Annotated in this window: 22 protein-coding genes; 11 read left to right on the top strand and 11 right to left on the bottom strand. The window is 63.5% G+C overall.

From position 1 onward, the window contains the following. The first annotated feature begins 257 nt into the window (after window positions 1-257). The gene (locus PQ627_RS14470) at window positions 258-1,448 is read left to right on the top strand and encodes an NAD(P)-dependent malic enzyme (protein ID WP_274262099.1); all 1,191 of its coding nucleotides are present in this window, start codon (window positions 258-260) and stop codon (window positions 1,446-1,448) included. Window positions 1,449-1,553: 105 nt separating this feature from the next. Continuing rightward, on the top strand, window positions 1,554-2,063 hold the full coding sequence (locus tag PQ627_RS14475) for a DUF456 domain-containing protein (protein ID WP_144662182.1): 510 nt from the start codon (window positions 1,554-1,556) through the stop codon (window positions 2,061-2,063). 74 nt (window positions 2,064-2,137) lie between these two features. Here PQ627_RS14475 and PQ627_RS14480 read toward each other — a convergent pair whose 3' ends face one another. Then, window positions 2,138-3,085: a polysaccharide deacetylase family protein gene (locus PQ627_RS14480; protein WP_274262101.1), complete on the bottom strand. Its 948-nt coding sequence runs from the start codon at window positions 3,083-3,085 to the stop codon at window positions 2,138-2,140. Beyond that, window positions 3,082-4,626 carry a purine-cytosine permease family protein gene (locus PQ627_RS14485; RefSeq protein WP_274262104.1) on the bottom strand — a complete coding sequence of 515 codons (1,545 nt, stop codon included), beginning with the start codon at window positions 4,624-4,626 and terminating at the stop codon, window positions 3,082-3,084. Before PQ627_RS14485 ends, PQ627_RS14480 begins: the two co-directional genes overlap by 4 nt. A gap of 108 nt (window positions 4,627-4,734) precedes the next feature. On the opposite strand from PQ627_RS14485, the gene PQ627_RS14490 reads away from it, so the two are divergent. Then, window positions 4,735-6,213 carry a helix-turn-helix domain-containing protein gene (locus PQ627_RS14490; protein WP_274262106.1) on the top strand — a complete coding sequence of 493 codons (1,479 nt, stop codon included), beginning with the start codon at window positions 4,735-4,737 and terminating at the stop codon, window positions 6,211-6,213. Between the two features lie 92 nt (window positions 6,214-6,305). Here PQ627_RS14490 and purU read toward each other — a convergent pair whose 3' ends face one another. The 7 genes from purU to glyA are packed head-to-tail and all read right to left on the bottom strand — an operon-like array spanning window position 6,306 to window position 15,112. Further along, window positions 6,306-7,205: a formyltetrahydrofolate deformylase gene (gene purU, locus PQ627_RS14495; RefSeq protein WP_274262109.1), complete on the bottom strand. Its 900-nt coding sequence runs from the start codon at window positions 7,203-7,205 to the stop codon at window positions 6,306-6,308. 2 nt (window positions 7,206-7,207) lie between these two features. Next, window positions 7,208-8,599: an L-serine ammonia-lyase gene (locus PQ627_RS14500; RefSeq protein ID WP_144662192.1), complete on the bottom strand. Its 1,392-nt coding sequence runs from the start codon at window positions 8,597-8,599 to the stop codon at window positions 7,208-7,210. Next, window positions 8,599-9,237: a sarcosine oxidase subunit gamma gene (locus PQ627_RS14505; RefSeq protein ID WP_274262111.1), complete on the bottom strand. Its 639-nt coding sequence runs from the start codon at window positions 9,235-9,237 to the stop codon at window positions 8,599-8,601. The genes PQ627_RS14500 and PQ627_RS14505 overlap by 1 nt, the downstream gene beginning before the upstream one ends. Continuing rightward, entirely contained in the window at window positions 9,230-12,175 is a 2,946-nt protein-coding gene (locus tag PQ627_RS14510; RefSeq protein WP_274262114.1) for a sarcosine oxidase subunit alpha family protein, read from the bottom strand. Before PQ627_RS14510 ends, PQ627_RS14505 begins: the two co-directional genes overlap by 8 nt. Beyond that, window positions 12,172-12,537 (bottom strand): sarcosine oxidase subunit delta, encoded by a 366-nt coding sequence (locus tag PQ627_RS14515; protein WP_274262115.1) that lies wholly within the window; start codon window positions 12,535-12,537, stop codon window positions 12,172-12,174. Before PQ627_RS14515 ends, PQ627_RS14510 begins: the two co-directional genes overlap by 4 nt. A 17-nt stretch (window positions 12,538-12,554) precedes the next feature. After that, on the bottom strand, window positions 12,555-13,775 hold the full coding sequence (locus tag PQ627_RS14520) for a sarcosine oxidase subunit beta family protein (RefSeq protein WP_262276374.1): 1,221 nt from the start codon (window positions 13,773-13,775) through the stop codon (window positions 12,555-12,557). Then, complete coding sequence (gene glyA / locus PQ627_RS14525) at window positions 13,772-15,112, bottom strand: serine hydroxymethyltransferase (protein WP_274262119.1); 1,341 nt, start codon at window positions 15,110-15,112, stop codon at window positions 13,772-13,774. The genes PQ627_RS14520 and glyA overlap by 4 nt, the downstream gene beginning before the upstream one ends. A gap of 152 nt (window positions 15,113-15,264) precedes the next feature. On the opposite strand from glyA, the gene PQ627_RS14530 reads away from it, so the two are divergent. The 5 genes from PQ627_RS14530 to PQ627_RS14550 all read left to right on the top strand — a co-directional run bounded on the left by PQ627_RS14530 (window position 15,265) and on the right by PQ627_RS14550 (window position 22,524). After that, complete coding sequence (locus PQ627_RS14530) at window positions 15,265-15,936, top strand: GntR family transcriptional regulator (protein ID WP_144662203.1); 672 nt, start codon at window positions 15,265-15,267, stop codon at window positions 15,934-15,936. Window positions 15,937-16,714: 778 nt separating this feature from the next. Continuing rightward, the gene (locus tag PQ627_RS14535; RefSeq protein ID WP_144662205.1) at window positions 16,715-18,073 is read left to right on the top strand and encodes an MFS transporter; all 1,359 of its coding nucleotides are present in this window, start codon (window positions 16,715-16,717) and stop codon (window positions 18,071-18,073) included. A 31-nt stretch (window positions 18,074-18,104) separates the two neighbouring features. Then, window positions 18,105-19,361 carry an aminopeptidase P family protein gene (locus tag PQ627_RS14540; RefSeq protein ID WP_144662207.1) on the top strand — a complete coding sequence of 419 codons (1,257 nt, stop codon included), beginning with the start codon at window positions 18,105-18,107 and terminating at the stop codon, window positions 19,359-19,361. Window positions 19,362-19,447: 86 nt separating this feature from the next. After that, the gene (locus PQ627_RS14545; protein WP_274262123.1) at window positions 19,448-20,260 is read left to right on the top strand and encodes an IclR family transcriptional regulator; all 813 of its coding nucleotides are present in this window, start codon (window positions 19,448-19,450) and stop codon (window positions 20,258-20,260) included. 215 nt (window positions 20,261-20,475) lie between these two features. Then, complete coding sequence (locus PQ627_RS14550) at window positions 20,476-22,524, top strand: glycoside hydrolase family 28 protein (RefSeq protein ID WP_274262125.1); 2,049 nt, start codon at window positions 20,476-20,478, stop codon at window positions 22,522-22,524. A 138-nt stretch (window positions 22,525-22,662) separates the two neighbouring features. Here the strand turns inward: PQ627_RS14550 and PQ627_RS14555 are convergent, their stop codons facing one another. Further along, window positions 22,663-23,142 (bottom strand): DUF4383 domain-containing protein, encoded by a 480-nt coding sequence (locus PQ627_RS14555; protein ID WP_144662213.1) that lies wholly within the window; start codon window positions 23,140-23,142, stop codon window positions 22,663-22,665. 156 nt (window positions 23,143-23,298) lie between these two features. On the opposite strand from PQ627_RS14555, the gene PQ627_RS14560 reads away from it, so the two are divergent. The 3 genes from PQ627_RS14560 to PQ627_RS14570 all read left to right on the top strand — a co-directional run bounded on the left by PQ627_RS14560 (window position 23,299) and on the right by PQ627_RS14570 (window position 25,193). Then, window positions 23,299-24,270 carry a hypothetical protein gene (locus PQ627_RS14560; RefSeq protein ID WP_274262128.1) on the top strand — a complete coding sequence of 324 codons (972 nt, stop codon included), beginning with the start codon at window positions 23,299-23,301 and terminating at the stop codon, window positions 24,268-24,270. Between the two features lie 93 nt (window positions 24,271-24,363). Further along, window positions 24,364-24,729 carry an ArsR/SmtB family transcription factor gene (locus PQ627_RS14565; protein WP_274262129.1) on the top strand — a complete coding sequence of 122 codons (366 nt, stop codon included), beginning with the start codon at window positions 24,364-24,366 and terminating at the stop codon, window positions 24,727-24,729. Beyond that, window positions 24,726-25,193 carry an SRPBCC family protein gene (locus tag PQ627_RS14570; protein ID WP_274262131.1) on the top strand — a complete coding sequence of 156 codons (468 nt, stop codon included), beginning with the start codon at window positions 24,726-24,728 and terminating at the stop codon, window positions 25,191-25,193. The genes PQ627_RS14565 and PQ627_RS14570 overlap by 4 nt, the downstream gene beginning before the upstream one ends. On the opposite strand, the gene PQ627_RS14575 is transcribed toward PQ627_RS14570, so the two are convergent. Continuing rightward, complete coding sequence (locus tag PQ627_RS14575; RefSeq protein ID WP_274262133.1) at window positions 25,190-25,831, bottom strand: LysE family translocator; 642 nt, start codon at window positions 25,829-25,831, stop codon at window positions 25,190-25,192. The genes PQ627_RS14570 and PQ627_RS14575 overlap by 4 nt on opposite strands. Window positions 25,832-25,841 lie beyond the last annotated feature (10 nt).

Below are 25,841 nucleotides of genomic sequence, written 5' to 3' on the forward strand. Positions count from 1 at the left end.
CCGCAGACAGCCGAAAACACGGTTTCTGGCATGACGTAGCTCACAATTAGCCGTGGTTGAACGTTTTACTCTCGAATCGTCTCTTTTGGTATTGAATCTTGTACCCCTCGCGCCTCCCTAGGCTGGAACTACCGAAGCGGCTAGCAGCCCCCTATCTGCAGAAGCAACGCCGGACCAGCCACCCTTGGTCCGCACAGCAGTTCTGTTCCTGCCCGAACCATGCCGTGGGTCCACGGCTAGCCTGAGGAGACAAAGACGTGTCCATCGAGACAATTGCAACTGATAACGACGCCCTGGTACTGAGCGAAGAAGAGATCTTCGCAGCCCATGAGGGCGGCAAGCTGACCGTTTCCAGCACCGTTCCTCTGAACAACAAGCGTGACCTCTCCATCGCCTACACCCCTGGTGTGGCCCAGGTGAGCCGTGCCATCCACGCCGACCCCAAGCTCGCCCGCACCCACACCTGGGCTGAGCGCCTTGTTGTCGTGGTCAGCGATGGCACTGCCGTGCTTGGCCTTGGCAACATCGGCCCGAGCGCCTCACTCCCGGTCATGGAGGGCAAGTCCGCTCTGTTCAAGTCCTTCGGCGACCTCGACTCCATTCCGCTGGTCCTGAACACCACGGATGTGGACGAGATCATCGAGACCCTGGTCCGCCTCCGCCCGAGCTTCGGCGCAGTGAACCTTGAGGACATCTCCGCACCCCGCTGCTTCCAACTCGAAGAGCGCCTCATCGAAGCCCTCGACTGCCCCGTCATGCACGATGACCAACACGGTACCGCCGTCGTGGTTCTCGCTGCCCTGACCAACGCGGCCAAGGTGACCAACCGCGAGCTCAAGGGCCTGAAGGTAGTTGTCTCCGGCGCCGGCGCCGCAGGTATCGCCATCGCCGAGATCCTCTTGGCTGTCGGCATCGAGGACGTGATCCTCCTTGACTCCAAGGGTGTGGTCAACGCCGAGCGCGCCGACCTCGCCGCCGACCCCACCAGCGTCAAGGCCCGCATGGCCCAGCGCACCAACCCTCGCGGCGTCACCGGCGGCCCGGGCGAGGGACTGACGGGCGCTGACGTGTTCGTCGGTGTCTCCTCCTCCAAGCTGGACGAAGAGCACCTGAAGCTCATGAACGAGCAGTCGATCGTCTTCGCCCTGTCCAACCCGGACCCGGAAGTCCTGCCCGAGGTTGCGCAGAAGTATGCGGCCGTTGTTGCCACGGGCCGGAGTGACTTCCCGAACCAGATCAACAACGTCCTGGCCTTCCCCGGCATCTTCCGCGGCGCACTCGACGCCAAGGCACGCCGGATCACGCCGGCCATGAAGATCGCCGCAGCCAACGCCATTGCCGAGCTGGCCGCCGAAGACCTCTCCGCTGACTACATCGTGCCGAGCCCGCTGGACGCCCGCGTGGCACCTGCGGTCACCGCGGCTGTTGCTGCTGCAGTCACCGAGTAGCGGCTACCAAAGCAAGACCGACGACGGCGACGCCTCCCGTGCTGGGGAGCGTCGCCGTCGCTCTTGTTGGAAGTCGATGGAAAGGCGGCTCATAGACTTGGGGCCATGAACGCCGAACTTATCGTGACCATCCTGTGTGGCCTGGCCATCGCCGTGGGCGTGGTCGGAACCATCATTCCCGTGTTGCCGGGCAGCATCCTCATCGGCGCCAGCCTCCTGGTGTGGGCTATCTGGGGTGGTGCCGGGCCGATGGGCTGGGTGATCTTCGCCATCGGCATGGTGTTTGTCGTGGCAGGGATGGCCGCCAGCGCCGTGTTGACCGGGCGCAAGATGAAACAGCACGGAATCCCCAACAGGTCGGTGTTGATCGGGATTGTCCTCGGGGTAGTGGGAATGTTCGTTATCCCGGTGGTGGGGCTGTTCGTGGGTTTCGCCGTCGGGCTCCTGCTGAGTGAGGTTCAACGGACCCGGAACTTCAAGGCCGCCCTGCGCTCAAGCGGGGCGGCGCTCAAAGCAACGGGCATCGGCATGCTGGTGGAGTTTGCCCTGGCCTGCGCCGCCGCGAGTACGTGGATCATCGGCGTCTGGGTGGAGGCTGTGTACGGCGGCCCCTGACGGCCCGCCGAGTTGGCACTTAATGACAATCCCGCGCCGGCGGACTGTCATCAAATGCCATCTCGACGCTGGGCTTAGTGGAGAGTGGGCACTTGAACCCGTGCCGGGCGGAACGTTGCCCCCGCGCCGGGGAAGAGCGGGACGTCGATCCGGGCATGAGTGTGGATGTCCTGCACGGTGTCCTTGGTGTGCTGCGCGATCTCCGCAAGGGTGGTCACCCACATGCCATCCAGATCCTTGACCCGTTCAATCAGCTGCTCCAGTGCCACGGCACGGGATGGCCTGCCTGAAATGAACGGGTGGTTCGTCAGGACAAAGCAGCTGCCTTGGGAGTGGTGAGCCTGCGCTTCGAGGGTCCACATCTCCAGCGCCTTGGCTGGACTCTCGATAACGCCGCTGCCCGTGACGCCGGGGTAGAAGCCGTACTGCTCCCAGTCGTCCAGTGCCCAGTCCACGGGGATCTCCACGATGTCGCGGGAGTCGTCTTCGGCGACGGACAGGCGATAGGGCGCATCGCCGTCGAGCAGGCTCGAATCGTAAAGGAAGCCACGGTCCGCAAGGAGCGCCGGCGACTGCCAGTTCAACTCCCACCACGGTGCGCGGTAACCAACGGGTTGGACGCCGGCGACGCTGGCCAACGCTTCAAGGCCCCGGTCCAGGTAGCTGGCCTCCGTGGCGGCGTCGATTCCCTGCATGGGCTCGTGGAGGTAGCCGTGATGGGCGATCTCGTGACCCCCATCGGCGATCCTGCGCACGACATCCGGGTAGCTTTCCGCCGTGAAGCCCGGGATGAAGAACGTTGCCTTGATGTCCTGGCGGTCCAGGATCTGCAGCAAGCGTGGAACAGCGATCTTCGGGCCGTACGACTGGTGGCTCATGAGGGACATGCGCCTGGTGCTGGAGGGATCGTGGGCGATGGTGCAGGACTCCGCGTCGACGTCGAAAGTGAAGGACGCCGCAGCCTTGTATCCGGAAGGCCAAGTGATCGGGTGGAGTGAATCAGCGTAAGCGGGCTGGTTCATGCGGTGGTCCTTTCAACGGCCGGCGCGGGTGCAGGCTGAGTGACTGATACGTGGTTTGAGTCGGCCAAAAGGTACTTCTTGTGCGCCCGGGGGCCGAGGACTGCATACACGATGGCGCTGGTGAGTCCGCCGGCGAGCCAGGAGAGGTCCCAGCCGCCCAGGGCAACAGCGATCGGTCCTTGCATGGCGGGTACCAGGCCGTACATGAACAGCCAGGTGGAGAAGATGCCCGCCAGGAGCGAGACGATTCCTGCCCAGTTGACCACCGGCAACCGGTGCGTGCCGACGGGGTCGAAGAGGCGGTCCACCTTGGCTGGCCAGCGACGGTCCAGCCAGAAGTAATGCACCAGCATGACCCCACCCCAAGCGGCTACCCACGCCACCAGGCCGATCAGCCAGGCATCGAGCACCGCTGCGAAGTCCTCCTGGAAGATGAAGAACACGACGGCGATGAGCGAGAAGACGCCGACGAACAGGTTGAGCTTGCGGCGGCTGATCTTGATGTCCAGGGCCTGCGTCGCCACGGAGAAGGTGTAGATGTTGAGGATGTTCGTGGCGATGGGTCCGTGCAGCACCATGAGCAGGACAGGCAACGCCATGACGCCGAAGTTCTGCACGATCAGCTTGCCGGGGTCGATCTCGCCGCTGTTCGTTGCCAGGCTTGCCCCAAGGACGCCGAGCCACACAACGGGAATGAACTGGCCAAGCACCGAGGCAAGGTAGACCTTGCGCTTGGGAACCGCGGTGCTGACGAACCGTGAGTAGTCGGCGGCGTAGGTGAACCAGGTGATGCCCCAGCCGATGCCAATTGCAGTCATGACGGCGCTCATGGCGGCGATCCGCTCCGAGCCTTGCAGGATGTTGCCCGCCGGGCCCGCGTAGCCCCAGTCGATCTTCATGCCGAACCAGGCAACAGCTGACATGACGGCGAGGATGAGGATGGTTGGCGGAACCGTCCACTTCTCAAAGGCTGCGATGGCTTTGTAGCCGAACCAGGCGATGGCCACTTGCGCAGCCATGATGGCCGTCGCGACGCCGATTTTCCAGGCATAGTTCTTGGCGTCCGGATCGACCCAGCCAAGGGTGCCGAAGAGGGCCATCACCAGATCCAGGATGATCCACGTGTTGACGGCGCACCAGCCGATCACCAGGAGGGCCTGGATGGCCGCGGGAAGGTAGTTGCCGCGTCGGCCGAAGGCAGCACGGGCCAGGACCATGCCGGTGGCTCCGGTCTTCTGGCCCAGGAGGACGAAACAGCCGAACAGCAGCATGCCGATCAGGTTTCCCAGGGCCAGGACGATCACCGTGTCGGCGAAGCCGAGGCCCAGATGAATGCCAAGTGCACCCAGGACCCAGTTGATCGGGGCGAGGTTGGCGCCGGCCCAGATCCAGAATTGTCCGGAAACTTTGCGGGTGCGGTCGGACTCGGGGATGGGCTGGAGCCAGGCTTCGCTGTCATGGCCCGGCGCCGTTGCCGGACCTGACTGCGCCGAGCCCGCATGGGATGGGGTGGAAGACGCGGGGGAGAGGTTGTCTTGCATGAGGAGAGCCTCCGTGTGTGAAAGGGACTCTCCCAGCGTATGTGCGTCAGATCACAGCAACAAGATACGATGTGTCTAAACGAAATGCCAACCATCATACGGAGTGTCATGCCAATCCTCCTGCGTGCTGCTTTGGAGTATGCAAGCCTCAAAGCCGCCGACCCGCTTTTGCTCAACCAGGTCCCTGGGGCTCTCGAAAGACCCGTCAGGTGGGTGCACTCAAGCGAAGTACTGGATATCGCTCCTCTGCTCAGCGGCGGGGAACTGCTCCTCAGCGGCGGGCAGGCGCTCGCGGTCGCGGGAGAAGAACGGCAGTCTGACTACGTGCGGGAATTGGCCGGGCGCGGGATAGCCGCGCTGGCACTGGAAACCGGGCCGGCACTTCCTGTAGTTCCAGCCGCCATGGTGGAGGTCGCCGAGGCTGCCGGCCTCCCGCTGATCGAACTGCGCAAGGTGGTCCCGTTCGTTGGCGTGATGCAGGAAATCAACTCACTCCTCGTGAGCGAATCCGTGGAATACCTCCAACGTGGTGATCAGGCCAGCCACGCAATGGCCGCTGAACTGGCCCATGGCGCCGGCCTCGACCAGCTCTTGGGTGTCCTGGCGGAAAAGACAGGTGCGGGCGCGCGGCTGTTGTCGCCGTCGGGCCTGACGCTCGGGGCCGCCGGTTCCTTCGACGACGCCGGCGACGTCACCTCCGTGGACGTGCCAGTGCGCGGCGTGCTTGCGGCCAGGCTCGACCTGCAAGTGCCCGACGGCGGCGACAACGCCCTGGCGCGCGTGGCCGGAGAACGGGCCGTGGACATTCTCGGGTTGGCGCTGCTCCAACGGATGCCCCCGGGCCTGAAGGAATTGGCGGGTATCGAGCTCATGCGGGCCATCAACTCCGGAAGCCAGCAGTGGCAGTTGCAGCAGCTGGGTCCGGCGTCGGGATTTACCGTCGGTGGAGACGTGGCAGCCATGGTGATCCGGTCCACGGGTGCGGGGCATCTGCGTCCCGCCCTGGATGCGCTGCTCCGGGAGTGTGTGCCCCACAGCGCCAGCTATGCCAACAATGCTGAGCTGATTGCGCTGGCATCCGTGGCTGGCGGAAGTTCCCAGCGTCAGGCCTTGGTGCAGGCCCTGCGCGGTTTGGACGTGCCGGTGGGATCTGTGATTGCTGTTGGCCCGTTGGGCAGGGGTATCGGAGAGGCGCCATGGTCCCTCACCGAAGCCCGCAGCGCGCTTGAACTCACGGTGTCAGGAACGGAAGAGGGATCGGGAACAGGCGTAGTGGACGCTGACATCCTCGCCGTGGAACTCCTCGCCGCCGGTTCGCTTGACCCGACCACCCGCGAAGCCTTTGTGCAGCGGCAGTTGGGTGCCGTCGTCGACCATGACCGCCTGAAGAAGTCCGAGCTGATGAGGACGTTGTCGGTATGGCTGGACACCGGATGCAACACGGCGCAAGCGGCACGCGAACTGCATCTGGAACGGCAGTCAATGCATCACCGGCTGCAACGGATCTTCGAGCTCTGCGGGGGTGATCCTCGGGGTACGGGCCGCCTGGCCGCGCTGCATCTCGCGACGCGGTTGGCGCGGATGTAACCCCCACTTCCCCCCACCGCGAGATGGCATTTAATGACAATGCGAGGCACTCGGATTGTCATTAAATGCCATCTCGGCGTGCAAGCAAGGACCTACTTCAGCACGATCGTCCTGTTCCCGTTGAGGATGATCCGTCCTTCGCAGTGCCAGCGAACGGCGTTGCTGAGGGCCTTGCATTCAGTGTCCCGGCCGGCGGCTACGAGATCGTCCGGCCCGAACGTGTGGTCCACTTCCACTACCTGCTGGGCGATGATGGGACCTTCGTCCAGTTCGCCGTTGACGTAGTGGGCTGTGGCACCGACTGTCTTCACGCCACGCGCGTATGCCTGGTGGTAGGGCTTGGCACCCTTGAAGCTCGGCAGGAACGAGTGGTGGATGTTGATGGCGCGGCCATCGAGCTTGCGTGCCAGATCATCGCTGAGGACCTGCATGTAGCGGGCAAGCACCACCAGCTCAACGTCCAGCTCGTCGATGATCTCCAGCAAGCGACCTTCGGCGGCGGGCTTCGTGGCTGCGGTTACAGGGATGTGGAAGAACGGGATTCCGTGCCATTCGGCCAAACCCTGGTGGTCGGTGTGGTTGGACACGACGCCCACCACATCGATGGGCAATTCACCGATACGCGCTCGGAACAAGAGGTCGTTCAGGCAGTGTCCGAACTTGGACACCATGATGAGCACGCGCCGCTTGGATCCCTGGCGTTCAAGCTGCCAGTTCATGCCGTACTTCTCGCCGACCGGGCAGAACGCGGTACGCAGGGTCTCCAGCGTGGACTCGTCCCCGGAGGAGGCGAAGTGGACGCGCATGAAGAAGTGGCCCTCGGCGCGATCACCGAACTGCTTGTTGTCGATGATGTCGCACCCGTGCTCCAGCAGGAAGCCGGAGACTGCGTGCACAATGCCCGGTCCTTCGGGGCAGTCCAGGGTCAGGACGTGCTCCACGGTGGTGTCCCCGCTGGAAGAAACGGCGGGTTCAGTTTGTATGGCAGTCATGGTCAGCACTCCACTACGTTGACGGCGAGGCCTCCACGGGAGGTCTCTTTGTACTTGGATTTCATGTCGGCGCCGGTCTCCCGCATGGTCTTGATGGCCTTGTCCAGGGAGACTTTGTGGCTGCCGTCGCCGTGCAGGGCAAGGCGGGCAGCGTTGATCGCCTTGACACTGGCAATGGCGTTCCGCTCGATGCACGGGATCTGCACGAGACCGCCTACGGGATCGCAGGTGAGGCCGAGGTTATGCTCGATGCCCACTTCTGCGGCGTTCTCCACTTGTTCCGGAGTCCCGCCCAGGACTTCGCACAGGCCCGCGGCTGCCATGGAACAGGCAGAACCTACCTCACCTTGGCAGCCCACTTCGGCACCTGAAATGGATGCGTTGATCTTGAACAGAATCCCGACGGCGGCCGCCGCCAGCAGGAACCGCACGACGCCGTCGTCGTTGGCTCCCGGAACGAACTTGGTGTAGTAGTGCAGCACGGCCGGAACGATGCCGGCTGCCCCGTTGGTGGGCGCGGTGACGATCCGTCCACCGGCGGCGTTTTCCTCGTTCACGGCAAGGGCGAACAGGTTGACCCATTCCATGGCGAGGAGCGGGTCGGCTGAGTTTGCGCCGTTCAGGTCGGCGTCGGTTTCGGACAGCTTCTTGAACAACGACGGCGCCCGTCGCCTGACCTTCAGGCCTCCCGGCAGGATGCCCTCGGCTGAGCAGCCGTTGTCCACGCATTCGCGCATGACGGCCCAGATACCCAGGAGCCGCTCCCGAAGCTCTTCCTCGGAACGCCACACCAGTTCGTTGGCCAGCATGATGTCCGAGATCGACTTACCCTCGCGTTCGCAGATGGCCAGCAGCTCATCAGCGGTGGAGAAGGGGTAGGGCAGGACGGTGTCGTCCGCGACGACCTTGTCGGCGCCGGAGGCATCCCCATCCACCACGAAGCCACCGCCAATGGAGTAGTAGCTGCGTTCCCGCAGTACCGTCCCTGTGTGGTCCAGGGCGCGGAAAGTCATGCCGTTGGGGTGGGCCGGAAGGGACTTGCGGCGGTGGAGGACGACGTCCTCATCCCAGTTGAAGTCCACCCGGTGGTCGCCGCCGAGCCGCAATTCGGCGTCGAGGGCGGCTGCCGCAACCTGGTCATCCGCGGTGCGGGTGTCCACGGTCTCGGGGGAGTGCCCCTGCAGTCCCAGCACCACGGCTTTGTCCGAGCCGTGGCCCCGGCCGGTGGCGCCCAGGGAGCCGAAAAGCTCAGCCTGGACGCGCACCGTGGCCGGAAGCTGGCCGGACGATTCAAGACCATCCGTGAACTGCTTTGCCGCGCGCATCGGGCCCACCGTGTGTGACGATGACGGCCCGATGCCCACGGAAAACAGGTCGAGCACACTCAGTGCCATTACGGGACCTCAGGGGATGCGTACTCCCGCATGGCGTCCAGGATCCAGCGGCCAAGGAAGTCGGCGAACGAGGCCCGGGGAAGAATCCGGTAGGACTCGTCCGAGGTCTTCCAGAGCACCACCGGGATGTGTGCGAGTTCCGTGGAAAGGGCCGTCCCGGCTTTGAAGACGCGGGGGTGGAGGTCCAGGGAGCACGTCTTTTCCAGCACTGCACGGGCGTGGCTGCCGGAGAGCTCGAACGTGGTGCGGTTGGCGGAAAGATCCACCACCTGGCCGGAGTCGCTGCCCAAGGCAGTGGTCAGGTCGCCCACCAGGGAGCCACCCAGCGAATCGTGGGACTCCTCGGGGGCCACTACCAGGAACTCGGTGGGGCCGAGCCAAATGGTGCTGGTTGCACCGGAGACTACTACCTCACCGCTGGCGGCAGGCAAGCCGCCGGTCACGGACGCAACCCGGGCACCGGCGTCGGACCTCCTGTCGACGCGCACGCCCACCATGGTCTGGTACGGGATCTCCGTGAGGGTGACCGTTCCGGGAACGGAACCGGAGGTGAATGCGTCACTGAGGTGCTCTGCCGGGCTGCGGCGGGCGCCCCGGAGGCTGCTCACGATTTCTGCGGGTGCTGCTGTTTCAGCCATCTTTGCGGGTCCCTTCAGCATCAAAAAGTACGGTTTCGCCAACAACCACGTCCACCAGTTGGTCGCCCAGGGATGCCTGGAGCGTCTCACCGATGCGGTTGCGGCCGTTCTGGATCAGCGCCAGGCCGAAGGAACGGCCAAGGGCGGCGCTGTGGTAGCTCGAGGTCACGAAGCCTTCCATGGGAACGGGGCCGTTGGCGGGGTTGACCGCGATGCCCTTCTCCACGAGCTGGGTGCCTTCGGGAAGCCTCAGCGAGTGGTCGGCCGGAAGGACGCTCACCAGGTGCTTGCGGTCCTCGCGGCTGGCGTCTTGGCGGAGGTAGGAACGCTTGCCGATGAAGTCCTTGGCCTTGGAAACAATCCAGTCCATGCCGGCGTCCTGCGGAGTGACCGTGCCATCGGTGTCCTGGCCGACGATCGGGTAGCCCTTCTCGGCGCGGAGCACGTGCATGGTTTCGGTGCCGTAGGGGGTGATGTTGAACTCGGCACCAGCGGCAGCAACGGCTTCCCAGGTGTTGAGGCCGTACCAGGACGGCACATTGATTTCGTAGGCCAGTTCGCCGGAGAACGAGATCCGGCAGACGCGGGCCTGCACTCCGGAGGCCAAGGTGGTCTCGCGGAACGTCATGAACGGGAAGTTTTCGGCTTCGAGGCCACCGTTTTCGGCCAGCTGCGGCGCAACCTTCGCGAGGACTGCCCGGGACTTGGGACCGACGACGGCGATGGTGCTCCACTGCTCCGTCACGGAGGTGAAGACCACATCGAGTTCCGGCCACTCCGTCTGGTGCCACTCTTCCAGCCAGTCCAGGACCTTGGCTGCGCCACCGGTGGTGGTGGTCATGAAGTAGGTGTCTTCGTCCAGGCGCAGGGTCACGCCGTCGTCGAAGATCATGCCGTCCAGCGTGCACATGACGCCGTAGCGGGCCGAACCCGGTGCGAGCTTCTTGAACGCGTTGGTGTAGACACGGTTCAGGAACTCACCGGAGTCCTTGCCACGGATCTCGATTTTGCCGAGGGTGGTGGCGTCCATGAAGCCCACGGAGTCGCGGACTGCGGCGCACTCGCGCAGTACCGCGGTGTCCATGTCCTCGCCGTCCTGCGGGTAGTACCAGGGGCGCTTCCACTGTCCAACGTCTTCGAACAGGGCACCCTGGGCAACGTGCCACGGGTGGATGGACGTGACGCGGGCGGGGTCGAAGAGCTCGCCGCGCTGGCGGCCGGCCAGGGCTGCGAAGGCGACCGGGGTGAACGGGGCACGGTATGCGGTGGTGCCGATCTCGCCGATGCCCGGAACAGAGTCCGCGCCGCCGTGCTTGAGCGCTGCGGCGATGACGCCGATCGCGTTGACGCCGGAGGTCTTGCCTTGGTCGTTTGCCGTGCTGATGGAGGTGTACCGCTTGACGTGTTCCACCGAACGCATGCCTGCTCCGGTGGAGCGGAGGACGTCGGCCACGGACTGGTCGCGCTGGAAGTCGACAAAGTGGTTGTGCCACTCGCCGGGTTCGCCGGTCTGGCCCGGCACCAGCCACAGCTGGCGGGTTGGGGCACTTGCTACCGGGGCCTGCAGCTCCGACGGAGTGGTTGCGGATTCGAAGCCGGCAGCGATCGAAGCGGCTGCACCTGCGGAGATACCCTCAGCCAGGCAATCCTGCAGTTCGTAGCTGCCACGGCCTGCGCCCACCACCTGCTGGTCACGGACCTTGCTGGAAGGGATGAACGCTGCGAGTTCGTCATCCCAGCGCAGCTTGCCCTGGCGCTGGCTGTGGAGGTGGACCACGGGGCTCCAGCCACCGGAAACGGCGAGCAGATCGGCAGCCAGCTGTTCGACGCCCGAGGTGAGTTCGCCGTCGTCGTTGATGCTGCGGACGGTGACGCCGTTCAGGCGACCCGACTCATCTGCGCTGGTGTCCGCCACGGCGCTGCCGATCAGGACCCGGATACCGCTTTCGACGGCGGCTGCGGCCTTCGCGCTGATCTGCGGACGGGCATCGACGACGGCGGCAACCGGTACGCCTGCTGCCTTCAGGTCCGCGGCAAGTGCGTAAGCGGAGTCGTTGGTGGTGCTGATGACGACCCGCGAGCCGGCGGCCACAGCGTAGCGGTTCAGGTAGGTGCGGGCTGCCGAGGCGAGCATGATGCCGGGGCGGTCGTTGTTCTCGAAAACCAACGGACGCTCGTGGGCGCCGGGAGCAAGGACTACCTGTGCAGCACGGATGTGCCAAATCCGCTGGCGCGAGACGCCCGGGGCTGCCGGGACGCTCAGGTGATCCGTGCGGTTCTGGGCCGCGATGACGTAGTTGGAATCGTAAGAGCCGAAGGCCGTGGTCCGGTTCAAGACCGTGCATTCGGCGGCGGAAACGAGTTCGGCCTCAACGTCTGCCACCCACTCGAGGGCGGGCTTGCCTTCGATGGTTTCCTGCAGCCCGGGGGCCGTGGAGCCGGAGAGCAGCGAGCCGCCAAGCTCAGGCTGGTCGTCGATCAGGATGACGCGGGCGCCGGTGCGGACTGCTTCACGTGCTGCTGCCAAGCCGGCAACGCCACCGCCTACAACCAGGACATCGGTGTGGACGTACTTCTTGTCGTACTCCGCCTTGTCCTCGTTGGGGTCCAGCTTGCCCAGGCCGGACAGGAGCTCAATGTCCATGCCGTCAACCAGGGAAACTGCGCTGGCCGGGAGCATCGACTCGGCAACGTGGCCCGGGAAGCGGGGTGCGATCTTGACCAGGGCGTTGGACTCTTCCACGCCAGCGGCCATGATGCCGCGGGGGCGGTCCTCGTAGAGGGAGTTTCCGGCGTTGATGTGGCCATTGGCCAGCAGGGCTGACGCAATGGTGTCTCCCGGGTGGCCGGTGAATTCCTGGCCGTCCACCGTGAAGCGCCATGAGATGCTGCGATCGATGCGGCCGCCGGCAGCGAGGCGGGCGTTCTGGCTGCTCACTTCTGGGCTCCTTCCGGGGAGGTGGTTGTGGTGGGGGCGCCTGGGGCCAGGCCGGGTCCGCCGGCTTGGCCTTCTGCTGATTGGCCGGTGGTGTCCGGCCGCGGTGAGCCCATCGCGTAGATGGAGTGGATGTCATAGCTCACGGTGTCGCGCAGCATGTTGAACCACTGGCGGCAACCCGTGCTGTGGACCCAGCGCTCGGCGAAGGTGCCCTTGGTGTTCTCGCGGTAGAACAGGTATTCAGCCCATTCACGGTCCGAGAGGTCGTTCGGGTTTTCCGGGTAGGGGACGTGTGCCTGTCCGCCGTAGTGGAATTCGGTTTCGTCGCGTGGCCCGCAGTTGGGGCATGAAATGAGGAGCATGTCCTTGCCTTCCTGTCTTAGTGGGCCACGGCTGCGGCGCCGTGTTCGTCGATGAGGGCACCGGTTTCGAAGCGTTCCAGTGCGAACGGGGCGTTGAGCTCGTGCGGTGCACCCGTGGCGATGGTGTGGGCGAAGGTGAGGCCCGCTGCGGGGGTTCCCTTGAAGCCACCGGTTCCCCAGCCACAGTTGACGAACATGTTCTCCACCGGGGTCACGCCGACAATCGGGGAAGCGTCCAGCGTGGTGTCCACGATGCCGCCCCAGGTACGGAGCACGTGTGCCCGGGCGAAGATCGGGAAGAGCTCCACGGCTGCTGCCATCTGCTCCTCGATCACGTGGAAGGAACCACGCTGGCCGTAGCCGTTGTAGGAGTCGACGCCGGCACCCATGACCAGCTCGCCCTTGTGTGCCTGCGAGACGTACACGTGCACGTGGTTCGACATGACCACCGTCGGGTGGACGGGCTCGTGCAGTTCGGAGACCAATGCCTGCAGCGGGTGGGACTGGATCGGGAGGCGGAAACCGGCCATCTCGGCAAGCACCGAGCTGTGGCCAGCGGCTGCGAGGCCAACCTTTTCCGTGTTGATGGTGCCGCGGGTGGTCTTGACGCCGGTGACGCGGTTGCCGTCCTTGATGAAGCCGGTGACTTCACAGTTCTGGATGATGTCCACGCCCAGCTCGTCACACTTGCGTGCGAACGCCCAGGCAACGTGGTCGTGCTTGGCGATGCCTGCGCGCGGCTGGTACGTGGCGCCCATGACGGGGTAGCGGATGTTGTCGCTGGTGTTCAGGATGGGGCAGAGTTCCTTGACCTGGTCCGGCTCGAGCCATTCGGCGTCCACACCGTTGAGGCGGTTGGCACCGACGCGTCGCATGCTTTCGCGGACATCACCCAGCGTGTGGGCGAGGTTCATGACACCGCGCTGGCTGAACAGGAAGTCGTACTCGAGTTCCTCGGGCAGGATTTCCCAGAGCTTGAGGGCGTGCTCGTAGATGGCGGCGCTCTCGTCCCAGAGGTAGTTGGAACGGATGATGGTGGTGTTGCGGGCCATGTTGCCACCGGCCAGCCAGCCCTTTTCCAGGATGGCGATGTTGGTCATGCCGTGGTTCTTGGCCAGGAAGTACGCGGTGGCCAGGCCGTGCCCGCCGCCGCCAACGATCACTGCGTCGTAGGACTTTTTGGGTTCCGGGTTGCGCCAGAGGAAGTCAGGGTGTTCGGGGAGGTGGTCGACACTCACTGGGCTGCTCCAATCATTTCTGCTTCGAGTACGGATTCGGCACCATTGCCGAGGTGGGGGTAAAGCGGGAACTTCTCCGCGAGTGCGGTAACGCGGCCGCGGAGTTCGACGGCGGTCTGGTCACCCAGGGTGCCGCTGGCCGCCGAGGCGATCAACGCCGTCGCAATGATGTCTGCAACTTCGGTGAACTCTTCGGCGCCGAAACCGCGGGCGGCCAGTGCCGGGGTGCCGACGCGGAGGCCGGAGGAGACCATCGGCGGGCGGGGGTCGAACGGGACGGCGTTGCGGTTCACGGTGATGCCGATGTGGTGCAGTGCGTCTTCACCTTGCTGGCCGTTGAGCTCGGAATTGCGGAGGTCGACGAGGACCAGGTGAACGTCGGTACCGCCGCTGACGACGGAGATGCCGGCTGCTGCGACGTCTTCCTTAAGGAGACGGTCAGCAATGATCTTGGAACCTTCAAGGACGCGCTCCTGGCGCTCCTTGAACTCGGGCTCGGCGGCGAACTTGAAAGCGACGGCCTTGGCCGCGATCACGTGCTCCAGCGGTCCGCCCTGCTGGCCGGGGAAGACGGCCGAGTTGACCTTCTTGGCGATGTCGGCGTCGTTGGTCAGGATCACGCCGCCGCGGGGACCGCCGAGGGTCTTGTGCGTGGTGCTGGTGACGATGTGGGCGTGGGGGACCGGGCTTGGGTGCAGGCCCGCGGCGACCAGGCCGGCGAAGTGGGCCATGTCCACCATGAGGTACGCGCCAACGGAGTCGGCGATCCGGCGGAACTCGGCGAAGTCCAGTTGGCGGGAGTAAGCGGACCAGCCTGCAACGATCAGCTGCGGCTTGTTCTCAACAGCCAGGCGCTCCACCTCGGCCATATCGATGGTGTGGGTGTCTTCGCGGACGCTGTATGGAACCACGTTGTACAACTTGCCGGAGAAGTTGATCCGCATGCCGTGGGTGAGGTGGCCGCCGTGGGCCAGGTTCAGGCCCATGATGGTGTCGCCGGGCGTAATCAGCGCGTGCATGGCTGCGGCGTTGGCCTGGGCACCGGAGTGGGGCTGGACGTTTGCGTATTCGGCTCCGAAGAGGGACTTCAAACGGTCGATCGCGAGCTGCTCGATGACGTCCACGTGCTCGCAGCCGCCGTAGTAGCGCTTGCCCGGGTAACCCTCGGCGTACTTGTTGGTGAGCACCGAGCCCTGGGCCTCCATGACGGCCGTAGGGGCGAAGTTCTCAGAGGCGATCATTTCCAGCGTGGACTGCTGGCGGATCAGTTCCTGGGCGATCGCCTGATCAACCTCCGGGTCCGCCTGGGCGAGCGGGCGGATCAACGGTGCAACCATGGTGTTCTCCTTAGAGGTACGGGTAGTGGCCGACTGTTAGTCAACTAATATATTAGAACTGTTGCCATGGTATGTTGGAGATCACATAGTCGTCAACAGATCTGCTGAAAGTCCTCGTGCAGACTGGGGGAGTACGGCGTTGGGAGAAGGCGATGAGCACAGCACTGGAAGCTTTGGAAACAGTCCCGCAGGGTACGTCCCTGGCGGATAACGCCTACCTGCTCCTGCGCGACAGGCTCATCATGTTGGACATCAAGCCCGGCGACCCCATCAATGACGGTCAGATCGCCGCCGAACTCGGCATCGGTCGGACGCCTGTCCGTGAGGCCATCAAGCGGCTTGAGGGCGATCACTTGGTGGTCTCCTACCCCCGCCGCGGCACCTTCGCCACCGGCGTGGACATCACCCAGCTCGCTGAAGTCTCCGAAATCCGCGAACTCCTGGAACCACTCGCATCACGCAAGGCTGCGCGTATGGCAAGCCCAGCCATGCGGTCCGAGTTGCGTGACGTCGCTGCCGCCATCCGTGACCTTGAGGGCCAGGATGCGTCCTCCGCGGAACTTATGCGCTACGACATCCAGGTCCACCGCCTTATCTACAAAGCCTCGGCTAATGCGCACCTCGAAGACGTCCTCATCCGGTACGACAACCTCGCCACCCGCATTTGGTGCCACATGCTGGAAAAGATGCCTTCCGTTTCGGGGCACATCTCCGAGCATGCAGAGCTGCTCACCGCCATCGCCGACGGCGACGAAGAACTCGCCGCCAAGCTGGCCACGCACCACGTTGTGAGCTTTGAAGAGACCATCCGCAAGGTCCTCTGACCCTCTCTCACATCCCACCTGCTTGAGGCGGACCCTCTCTCACATCCCGCCTGCTTGAGGCGGACCCTCTCTCACATCCCGCCTGCTTGGGGTGGACGCTCTCTCACATTCCGCGCGCTTGCTGCGGACCCTCTCTCACATCCCGCCTGTTTGGGGTGGACGCTCTCTCACATTCCGCGCGCTTGCTGCGGACCCTCTCTCACATCCCGCGTGCTTGCTGCGCACGCTCGCTCACATCCCGCCTGTTTGGGGTGACGCTCTCTCACGATCAGTCCCTCCGCCAGGCTAAACCCGGCGATGTCAGGCCAACCCCGAATCTCCGTTGTTCCGACACCCCCGACCAACTTGCTCGAGGCGGACGACGTTTGTTCATAGGCGGGCCAAAAGCCCGACGTCGGCACCCAGGCCGGTGCCGACGTCGGGCTCTTGCTTTGCGTGAGTGGGGGTTGGGTTGAAGGGTGGGGGATGTGAGTGGGGGTTGGGTTGAAGGGTGGGGGATGTGAGTGGGGGTTGGGTTGAAGGGTGGGGGATGTGAGTGGGGGTTGGGTTGAAGGGTGGGGGATGTGAGTGATGATGGAGGTCATTTGGGCGTTGGTCGCAACCGGGAATCGTTCACTGCAACGTTAAGTCGTTTTCAGTCATGACTCGTTCTCTCCTGTGAATTTCCCCGGGCAAGTCACGTGGCCCTAAAAATAAACTCTTGACCGTGATCCACCACACACGTAGTCTGATGCAACAGCGTTGCGTTGAATGCAACCCCAATGATTTTGGTGGACACATGAGCAATGAATCCTCTGTGGCAGCCGAGCAAGGCAACCCAACCGCCTCCGGCTACAACCACACACCCAGCCCCGATAGCACGGTCAGTAAGGACACTCGACGGCGAGTTGTCACTGCGAGCTTCATCGGCAACTTTGTCGAATGGTTCGACTACGCCGTTTATGGATACTTGGCCGGCATCATCTCCTCAGTTTTCTTCCCCGAGTCGGACCGGCAAACCGCCCTGCTCGCAACTTTCGGTGTCTTCGCCATCAGCTTCTTTGTGAGGCCGCTTGGCGGTTTCATCTGGGGCCACATTGGCGACAGGCTTGGACGAAAGCAGGCACTGTCCCTGTCCATCCTGCTGATGTCAGTTGCCACGTTCTGCATCGCGCTGATTCCGGGATACGCGACGATCGGCGTCATGGCGCCCATCCTGCTCCTGCTCGTCAGGGTGGTCCAAGGCTTCTCGGCGGCAGGCGAATATGCAGGTGCCTCCGCGTTCCTCGTGGAGTACGCACCGGCACACAGGCGCGGACTCTATGCCGCCGTCGTGCCTGCAAGTACCGCAGCGGGACTGCTGCTGGGCTCCTTGCTTGCCGCCCTGCTGAGTTCAGTCCTGACCGCTGAGCAGCTGAACGAATGGGGCTGGCGCCTGCCCTTCCTGCTCGCAGCACCCATGGGCCTGATCGGGCGGTACATAAGGACCAAGCTCGAGGACACACCCGCATTCCGGGAGTTGGCGGGGAAGGACCATGCCGTCAAGGCGCCGGCCTTCGCCATGTTCAGGACCTACCGGAAGCAGCTCATCATCGCCACGGGAGCTGTGCTGCTCAACGCCGTGGGCTTCTACGTCATCCTCAGCTACATGCCGACGTACCTTTCGGAAGAACTTGGCTTCGGCGCCACGGAGTCCTTCCTGGCAACCACGATCGCGCTGGCCAGCTACATCGGCTTCATTTTCCTGACGGGAATTGCATCGGACAGGTTTGGCAGGAAGAAGATGCTCCTCACCGCGTCCGTCCTGTTCGTGCTGCTGACTGTGCCGGCCTTCATGCTCTTGGATACGGGAAACTTCCTCGTGATCGTGTTGGTGCAGATCCTGCTGGGCGGGATGCTCACTCTCAATGACGGCACCCTGCCGAGCTTCCTCGCCGAACTCTTTCCCACCAAGGTCCGCTACACCGGCTTTGCCGTGAGCTTCAACCTCTCCAACGCCCTGTTCGGTGGTACCGCCCCGTTCATGGCGACACTCCTGATTGGCATGACCCACAACCAGCTGGCACCTGGCTGGTACCTCGTGGCTGCCTCCCTGGTTTCCCTCGTCGCAGTCCTCTTCGCAGCAGAAACGTCAAAGAAGCCGCTGCAGCAGGACTGAGAAACAACCACACCCATTGAAAGGAATCACCATGACCATCACCGAACACGAGTCCGTCAACGACGTCGCCAAGCTCGAGCGCACCAAGGTCCTCAACAACGGCGAAAAGGTCTCACTGACCTTCTCCGATGCCGAGTTCGAACGCCGTCTCGCAGGCCTCCGCAGCATCATGGCCGAGAAAGACCTCGACGCCGTCATCCTCACGAGCTACCACTCCATCAAGTACTACTCCGACTTCCTCTTCACCTATTTCGGACGCTCGTACGGCATGGTGGTCACCAAGGACGACACGGTCACCATCACGGCAAATATCGACGCCGGTATGCCTTGGCGCCGCAGCTACGGCGAGAACCTCGTGTACACCGACTGGCGCCGTGACAACTACATCCATGCCATCCAGGAAGTCCTGCGGACCCGCGGCATCAACCCGCGCCGCATCGGCGTCGAAGATGATTCCCTGCCGTTGGATAACCGCAACAAGATCCAGGCGGCCTTCTCCGGAGCAACGCTGGTTGACGTTGCCCAGGCGGCAATGCGGCAGCGCATGATCAAGTCGCAGGAAGAGATCGCGGTCATCAAGCACGGCGCCCGCATCGGTGACCTCGGCGGCGAAGCCATCCGCAACGCCATTACAGCCGGGATCACGGAGTACGAGGTAGCGCTGATCGGCACTGAAGCCATGGTCCATGAAATCGCGCGCACGTTCCCGGACTCGGAAATCCGCGACACCTGGGTGTGGTTCCAGTCCGGGATCAACACCGATGGCGCCCACAACTGGGCAACGACCCGCAAGATCCAGGAACACGACATCCTGTCCCTGAACTGCTTCCCGATGACCAGCGGTTACTACACCGCCCTTGAGCGCACCCTGTTTTACGGTGAACCCGACGCCCGTTCCCTTGAGCTGTGGAACATCAACGTTGAAGTCCACAAGCGGGGACTGGAACTAATCAAGCCCGGCGCCGTGTGCAAGGACATCGCCGCGGAGCTCAACGAGATCTACGTCAGCCACGGACTGCTCGCCAACCGGACCTTCGGCTACGGCCACTCGTTCGGCGTTCTCAGCCACTACTACGGGCGTGAGGCCGGCCTTGAACTGCGCGAGGACATCGAGACGGTACTGGAGCCGGGCATGGTGGTATCCATGGAACCGATGATCACTGTGCTGGATGGCCAGCCGGGCGCAGGCGGCTACCGTGAGCACGACATCCTGGTGGTGGGCGAGGACGGCGCGGAGAACATCACCAAGTTCCCGTTCGGCCCCGAGCACAACATCATCGGAGCGTAAGTGATGGGACCGGTGGCCGCAGTGTACGGCGCCCACCGGTTCCGTCGACGCAACGCCAGCAGCCCGCAGCGAAATATAGTGAACCTATGACTCCCTCCGAATCCAGCGAGACGCCTGACACCAGCGGTAACGGTGACAGCAAGAGCACCTCGGTCATCGTGAACGCCATTGCAGTGCTGCGTAGCTTCTCTGCGGGCGAACCCCTCCTTGGAGTCACGGAAATCGCAGGCCGTATCGGTCTGCACAAGAGCACCGTCTCGCGGATTTTGGCCACTTTGGAGCAAGAGGGTTTGGTGGAGCGCGACGTCGATTCGCGCAGGTTCCGCTTGGGGCTGGGCATGATCGCAATGTCGGGCCCCCTCCTGGCGGAACTCGATGAGCGGCGGGTTGCCTACCCCGTTTTGCAGGAGCTGACCGAACGCACCGGCGAGACCAGCGCGCTCATGGTGTGGAACGGCGTCGAATCCATGTGTGTGGAGCAGATCCCCAGCCGACACCAGGTCAAGCATCTTGCTCCGCTCGGGGCCCGATACAAGGAGGCGCTGAGTTCCTCCGTGCAGGTTTTTCTGGCAGCCGAAGACCCGGAACGGGTCCGTCACCTGCTCCGTGGCGGGTCCATCACGTTGCCTGGGCTGGATGATGCTTCCGTGGAGACGTACCTTGACCGGCTCAAGGAAAGCGCGGTACGCGGATGGGCCGTCAACTTCGGCGAAACGTCCATCGAAGAGGTTGGCGTTGCCTCCCCCGTGTACGACCACCGGGGAAGCATCGTGGCCTCGGTGTTGATCCCGGCTCCGAAGTTCCGCGTTTCGCAGGAAGTCCTGGCCGGCCTCGGCGAGGCTTGCGCGGCGGCGGCGGCCAAGGTCACGACCCGCCTGGGTGGCCGCACCCCTCAGTAGCCGGCCCGGGGCGTCAGCGAGATGGCAGTTAGTGGCAATCCAGCGCCCCCACACTGTCATTAACTGCCAAGTCGGCGGGTGCGGTTCTTGACCGCGCGCCCAATCCTTCCTAGGGTTTCCTGAGAAAACGTTTTCTTAACCATCTCAAGCACCCACTGGAGAGCTCTGTGCCTCCAAGTACTGGGGTACATCGTTGTGCCCCGGGAAGGATTTCCATGAGATCGACCCGAAGAAAACCGCAGTCCCGGCACCGTCTGGCAGGCACCATGCTGGCAGCGGTGATGGGGATGACGTCCGTTGCCGCCGTCGCCTTGCCGGCAAGTGCCGCCCCCGCAGGAAAGGTGGACAGCCCGGCGTGCTCCAGCACCAGCATTCTCCTGAGCGGCGGAAGCGGCAGGGTCCCGCAAAAACTGTGCGTTCCGGCGCAGGCGACGGACAGTACCAAGACGCTGCTGGTGTGGAACAAACCGGACATTTACGACGACGTTGTGGACTACCGCGTCTACCTGAACGGACGCGCTGTGGGAACCGCCGAGGAAAACGCGCGGACCTTCTCGCCTGCCCAGGAATACGTGGAGGCATTCCGCGCCGCCGACCAGGACGGATTCCACGTTCGGACCGTTGCCCACAATTACACCGTGACGGGCTTGTCTCCGCGCACCAGCTACCAGTTCGCTGTGACCGCCATCAGGGCCGATGGCAGCGAGTCTGCCGCGAGTGGACCGATCACCGTGACCACCACGCCGGCGCGCCACGAAGTCAGCATCACAGATCCGGCCTACAAGGCAGTGGGCGATGGGGCAAGCCTCAACACCAAGGCCATCCAAAAGGCAATCGACACCTGCCGCACACCTGGCTGTACTGTGGTGGTTCCCGCCGGAACCTTCAAAACCGGCGCGCTCTTCCTGCACTCGGACATGACCCTGGAGCTTCGGGAAGGAGCCCGTTTGCTCGGTTCCGACCTTGCTGAGGACTATCCCTTGGATAAGGGCTACTACCTCTATCCCGTCCCCGACCCCCTCCCAACCGAGGCTGAATACCGAAACTACCGGAGGCCGCCGTCGCTCATTAACGTGCTTCCGGACGACAACGGCAGGTCCGCCGGAAATCGCGAGCCGGGCGCGGTTGCAAGCAACGTGCGCATCGTCGGCAAAGGCGTCGTGGACGGAAACGGCTGGAAGCGGACCGCCGAAGGATCGATAGTGGACGAAGCCGGCAACGAAATACCCCAGTATGTGGCGAGTTCGGCAAGCAAGGTCCTGGACGACGGCGTGCTTGCCGCCGATCAGTTCCGCAAGGCCAAGGAGAATCCGGAAGCCCTCACCGGAGTTATCAACAAGCCTGAAGCGCTGGATGACTCCGTACTCTACGGGCAGTACCGTTCAAGCCTGATGACCTTCATGGGAGTGAGGAACCTGTACATCGAGGGGGTCACGGCCGACAACCCGGCGTTCCACGGGGTGATGATCCTGGACACCGAAAACAGCACTGTCAACGCGATGCGGCACACCACGTACAACGCCAACAACGGTGACGGTTTGGAGTTCGGTGGTGCGAGCAACGGGATCGTCTTGAACAATTTCTTTGACACCGGCGATGACCAGGTCAACTTCGCGGCAGGCCAGGGTAAGTACGGAGCCCTTGGAAGGCCGAGCGAGGACGTGTGGATCTTCAACAACTACATGCGCATGGGCCACGGCGGCGTTGCCGTCGGTTCAAACACGGCGGCTTGGGTGCAACGCGTGCTTGCTGAAGACAACGTCATGTACAAAGTTGAAACCGGCGGCCTGCGTATGAAAAGTACCTCGGACATGGCCGGCGGAGGTCGTGATTTCCTCTTCCGCGACACCGCCATGGCGTGCATGGGAAGCAGCGCGTTCATCATGACGCTGAGCTACAACCAGTCGCCGTCGGGATATCTTGCTGCGGACTCGGCCACGTTCAAGGATGTGCAGGTCCGCAACGTTTCCGTGGACGGCAACAATTCGCCCACGTGCGGCATGGCTGTGTCCGACAGCAAGCCGGTCATCGACATCCAGGCAGGTCCCGCGCTCGGCGAAGGAACGGCGGCCCTGAGTGCCTTCACTTTCCAGGATGTGGTGTTCCGCAACGTCAACCCGGCCAACATCAAGGGCCTGACGGATTCCTCCTTCGATAACGTGACGTTCCAGAGCGTGCGGAACAACGCCAACCCCTGGCGCTTGGACCAGTACTCCACAGGCAACACTTTTACCAACGTGAGCCCTGCACCGCCCGGGAAGTAGAGCTTGGCGGCGCCGAGTTGGCAGTTAATGACAATCGCCGGCATCGACATTGTCATCAAATGCCATCTCGGCGCTATGAAATGGCGGCCGTCCCCGCAAAGGGGCGGCCGCCGTCGTTGTTTCCGCAACTATTGAGGGCTACATCTTCCTTCGAGTCGCGGCTGTTTCGTCCATGACATCCCTGCCGAGCCAGACGCCGAGGCCGATCATGGCAACGCCAAGGATCAGGTGGAGCCAGTTATCGGCCGTGTTGAACGGGACGAAGTTGGCGCCCGTTCCCTGGTTGATAACCAGGCCGTAGATCCAGAGGACGATGTACACTGCGCCGCCGCCCAGAAGGAACAGGCGGGCCATGCGGTCGTTCCTTGCCATGGCCAATCCGGCCGCGCCGAACAGCAGGTGAACGATGTTGTGGAGTATGGACACTTGGAAGACTCCAAGCAGCATGGCGCCGGATTCATGTCCCGCAAAGGTCATGGCGCCGTAATTGGTGGTGATTCCCGGGATAAAGCCCAGGACGCCTACCAGCAGAAATACTATGCCAACGCCCATGGCGGTGTTGCGAAGTGTCAACCCCATCATGTGGTGGTGTTCGGCAGGGTGCGAAGCGGTGGTCATCAGTCCTCCCTTTCACGCGGTTATGCGGCTCTTCTGCTGGAGAGCCGACCTGCGGCAAGGGGTGTGGCAAAACCTTGCCGACGCCGCCATAATACTCCTGAAATGCTCCGGATAGCAGGGGATCGGCCCGGTTCAGGAGCCGGTTAGCATGGATTCATGAGCCAAGTGCCGAACGGTCGCGTGCACACCATTTTTTATGATGTCCGGGATCTGACGCCCTTCCGGGAGGGCTATGTCCGGACGCCTGTGCGCGGCCTGGCTGACGGCGTGAACGATGTTCTTTCGGGAGTCCTCAGTGGCCGGGACCATGCACGTTTGTCCGTTGTGGGCAGCGTCCCGAGGCTGAAGCTGTTGTCTTCGAAGGCGGCGAAAGCCATGCATGACGCCGTCTTTTCCTCCACAGAACCGGACCGCCTCCTCGCCTTCGCGCGGGCGAACCCGGGCTGGGCCGGGTTGTGCCACATCATGGCCGGGTTGCTGGTCTACAAACATGGCGGGTACTTGCGTGCGTCCGAACTGCTGCAGCGCGGGTTGACTACCAGGATCGACGACGACGCCAGCCAGTTCTCGGCGACGTACCTTGGGCAGGTGGTCACCCGGGTTGAAGTCGCCGAACGCATCGAGGTCCCCGTGCTGTTCAGCGAGGAATCCGTGTTCCTGGCGCTGGCCCATTGTCTCCGGGAAATGGGGATGACCGAAGCCGCCCTTGAAGCTGTGGTGGGTTTGCCGCCGTCGTTGCCTTCTGCCTTGGCCCGCTGCACAGCGGCGTTTTCCCTGGAGCGCCACCGTGACGTGGTGGTGTGGACCGAGGGCCTGCTGAACACCGACGATCTTTCGGCGGCCTTGTTGCTGATCCGGGCGCGGTCGCAGCGCGCCAGGGGCGACTTTGATTCAGCCCAAGTGGCCTTGAAGGAGGTCCTTCGCCGCAGGAAGACGAATCTGGCGCTGAAGAACGATGCCCTGACTGACCGGGCTCTTCTGGCGCTGGACCAGGGCCGCCGGACGCTGACGCCGCGATCCATGCGGCACGCTCCGCCGGCTGAGCTGGAGTCCATGGAGGTCATCCGCAAAGACGCAGAAATGCGGCGGCTTTGGGAGAACGACTTCCGGCAGCTGGGCGGCGAATAGGGACTATTGTGCTGACCTCGGAAGCGGCGTACGCTCTTAATCAACCAAATCTTTGATAAAGGATCTGGTTGATTACGGAAGGTTTGAGGGTAGATGGCACACGACGTTCCAGGTCACGAAACCCTGGACAGGGCGTTCATGGCACTGGCGGATCCGGTCCGGCGGGCCATCGTTGCCCGTCTCTCACGGGGAGATGCCACCGTCAACGAGCTCGCGGAACCGTTCGCCATCACCAAGCAGGCGGTGTCCAAACACATACAGGTGCTGGAACATGCAGGCCTGGTGACCCGCTCCCGCGATGCCCAGCGCAGGCCCGTCCATCTGGACGCCGCCGCCCTGGAACGCATGACGGCGTGGATCGACCAGTACCGCTTGATCGCCGAGTCCCGCTACAGGAGCCTCGACCAACTGCTCGCCACCTCCCGGCAGGAACAAGGAAAGGAAGAGGAACTGAAATGAGCAATCCAACCACCATCACCGCAGATGACGGCGTCCCGTTCGTCGACACCGTCCGGGAATTCGACGCGCCCGTCAGTGCGGTCTTCAAAGCCCACGTTGACCCCGACCTCCTGGCCAAATGGCTGGGGCCGCGCAACGCCACGCTGAACGTCACCAAGTACGACGCCACCACGGGCGGCAGCTGGCACTACGAGAGCGGGCACGAAGACGCCATGTACGGTTTCCGCGGCATCTTCCACACTGTCGAAACCGACGCACTGATCATCATGACGTTCGAATTCGACGGCGCCCCCAACCAAGTGGGTATCAGCACCACCACCTTTGAGGAAACCGGAGGCCGCACGCGAATCGTTGCCCACGAGGTCTATCCGACCGTGGAAGCACGCGACATGGCGCTGGCCACCGGCATGAACTACGGAGTAGTGGAGGGATACGAGCGCCTCGACGAGCTGCTTGCCGCTTAAACGTGCGGCAGCAGGGGCAGGATCTGCTCCGACAACAGGACAGTCCCCAGCCCGATCATGATGATCCCGCTGGTCAGCGTCACAGCCCGCGCGGCACCGGGCCGGGACGCGAGCAGCTTCCTCGACGTCAGGGCAACAGCCGTGTAAACCACGCCGGCAAGGAGCACGAAGGTCAGCCCCAGCAGGCCGGACTGGACCGGCACGGGCAGTGCGGCCTCGGGACTGACGAATTGGGGCACCAGGGCGACGAAGAACAGGAGCCCTTTGGGGTTGATGCCGCTGGTGCCCATGCCCTGGAGGAAGGTGCGGAGCTGGTTTCCGGAATGCACGACGCCGTCTTCCGCACTGAAGCTCGCACCTCGCCACGAGCGGATGGTTCCGATGCCGAGCCACAGCAGGTAGGCCGCACCCGCGATCGTCAGCCAACCCAGAAGGCCGGGGACGCCGGCAAGGAGTGCGGCCAGACCGGCCGCCATCAGGAGGGTGTGGATGATGTAGCCGCTGCACAAGCCGGCAACTGCGGGCACGAAACTGCGTTGACGCAAACCGGCTGAAATCGAGTACGCCCAGTCGACGCCGGGTGTGCAGGCCAGCGTGGCTGCCACGAGGATAAAGGCGAGGAACAGTTGCGGATTCACGATCTCTCCA

The organism is Paenarthrobacter sp. AB444 (assembly GCF_028736865.1).
GTDB classification, from domain to species: domain Bacteria; phylum Actinomycetota; class Actinomycetes; order Actinomycetales; family Micrococcaceae; genus Arthrobacter; species Arthrobacter nicotinovorans_B.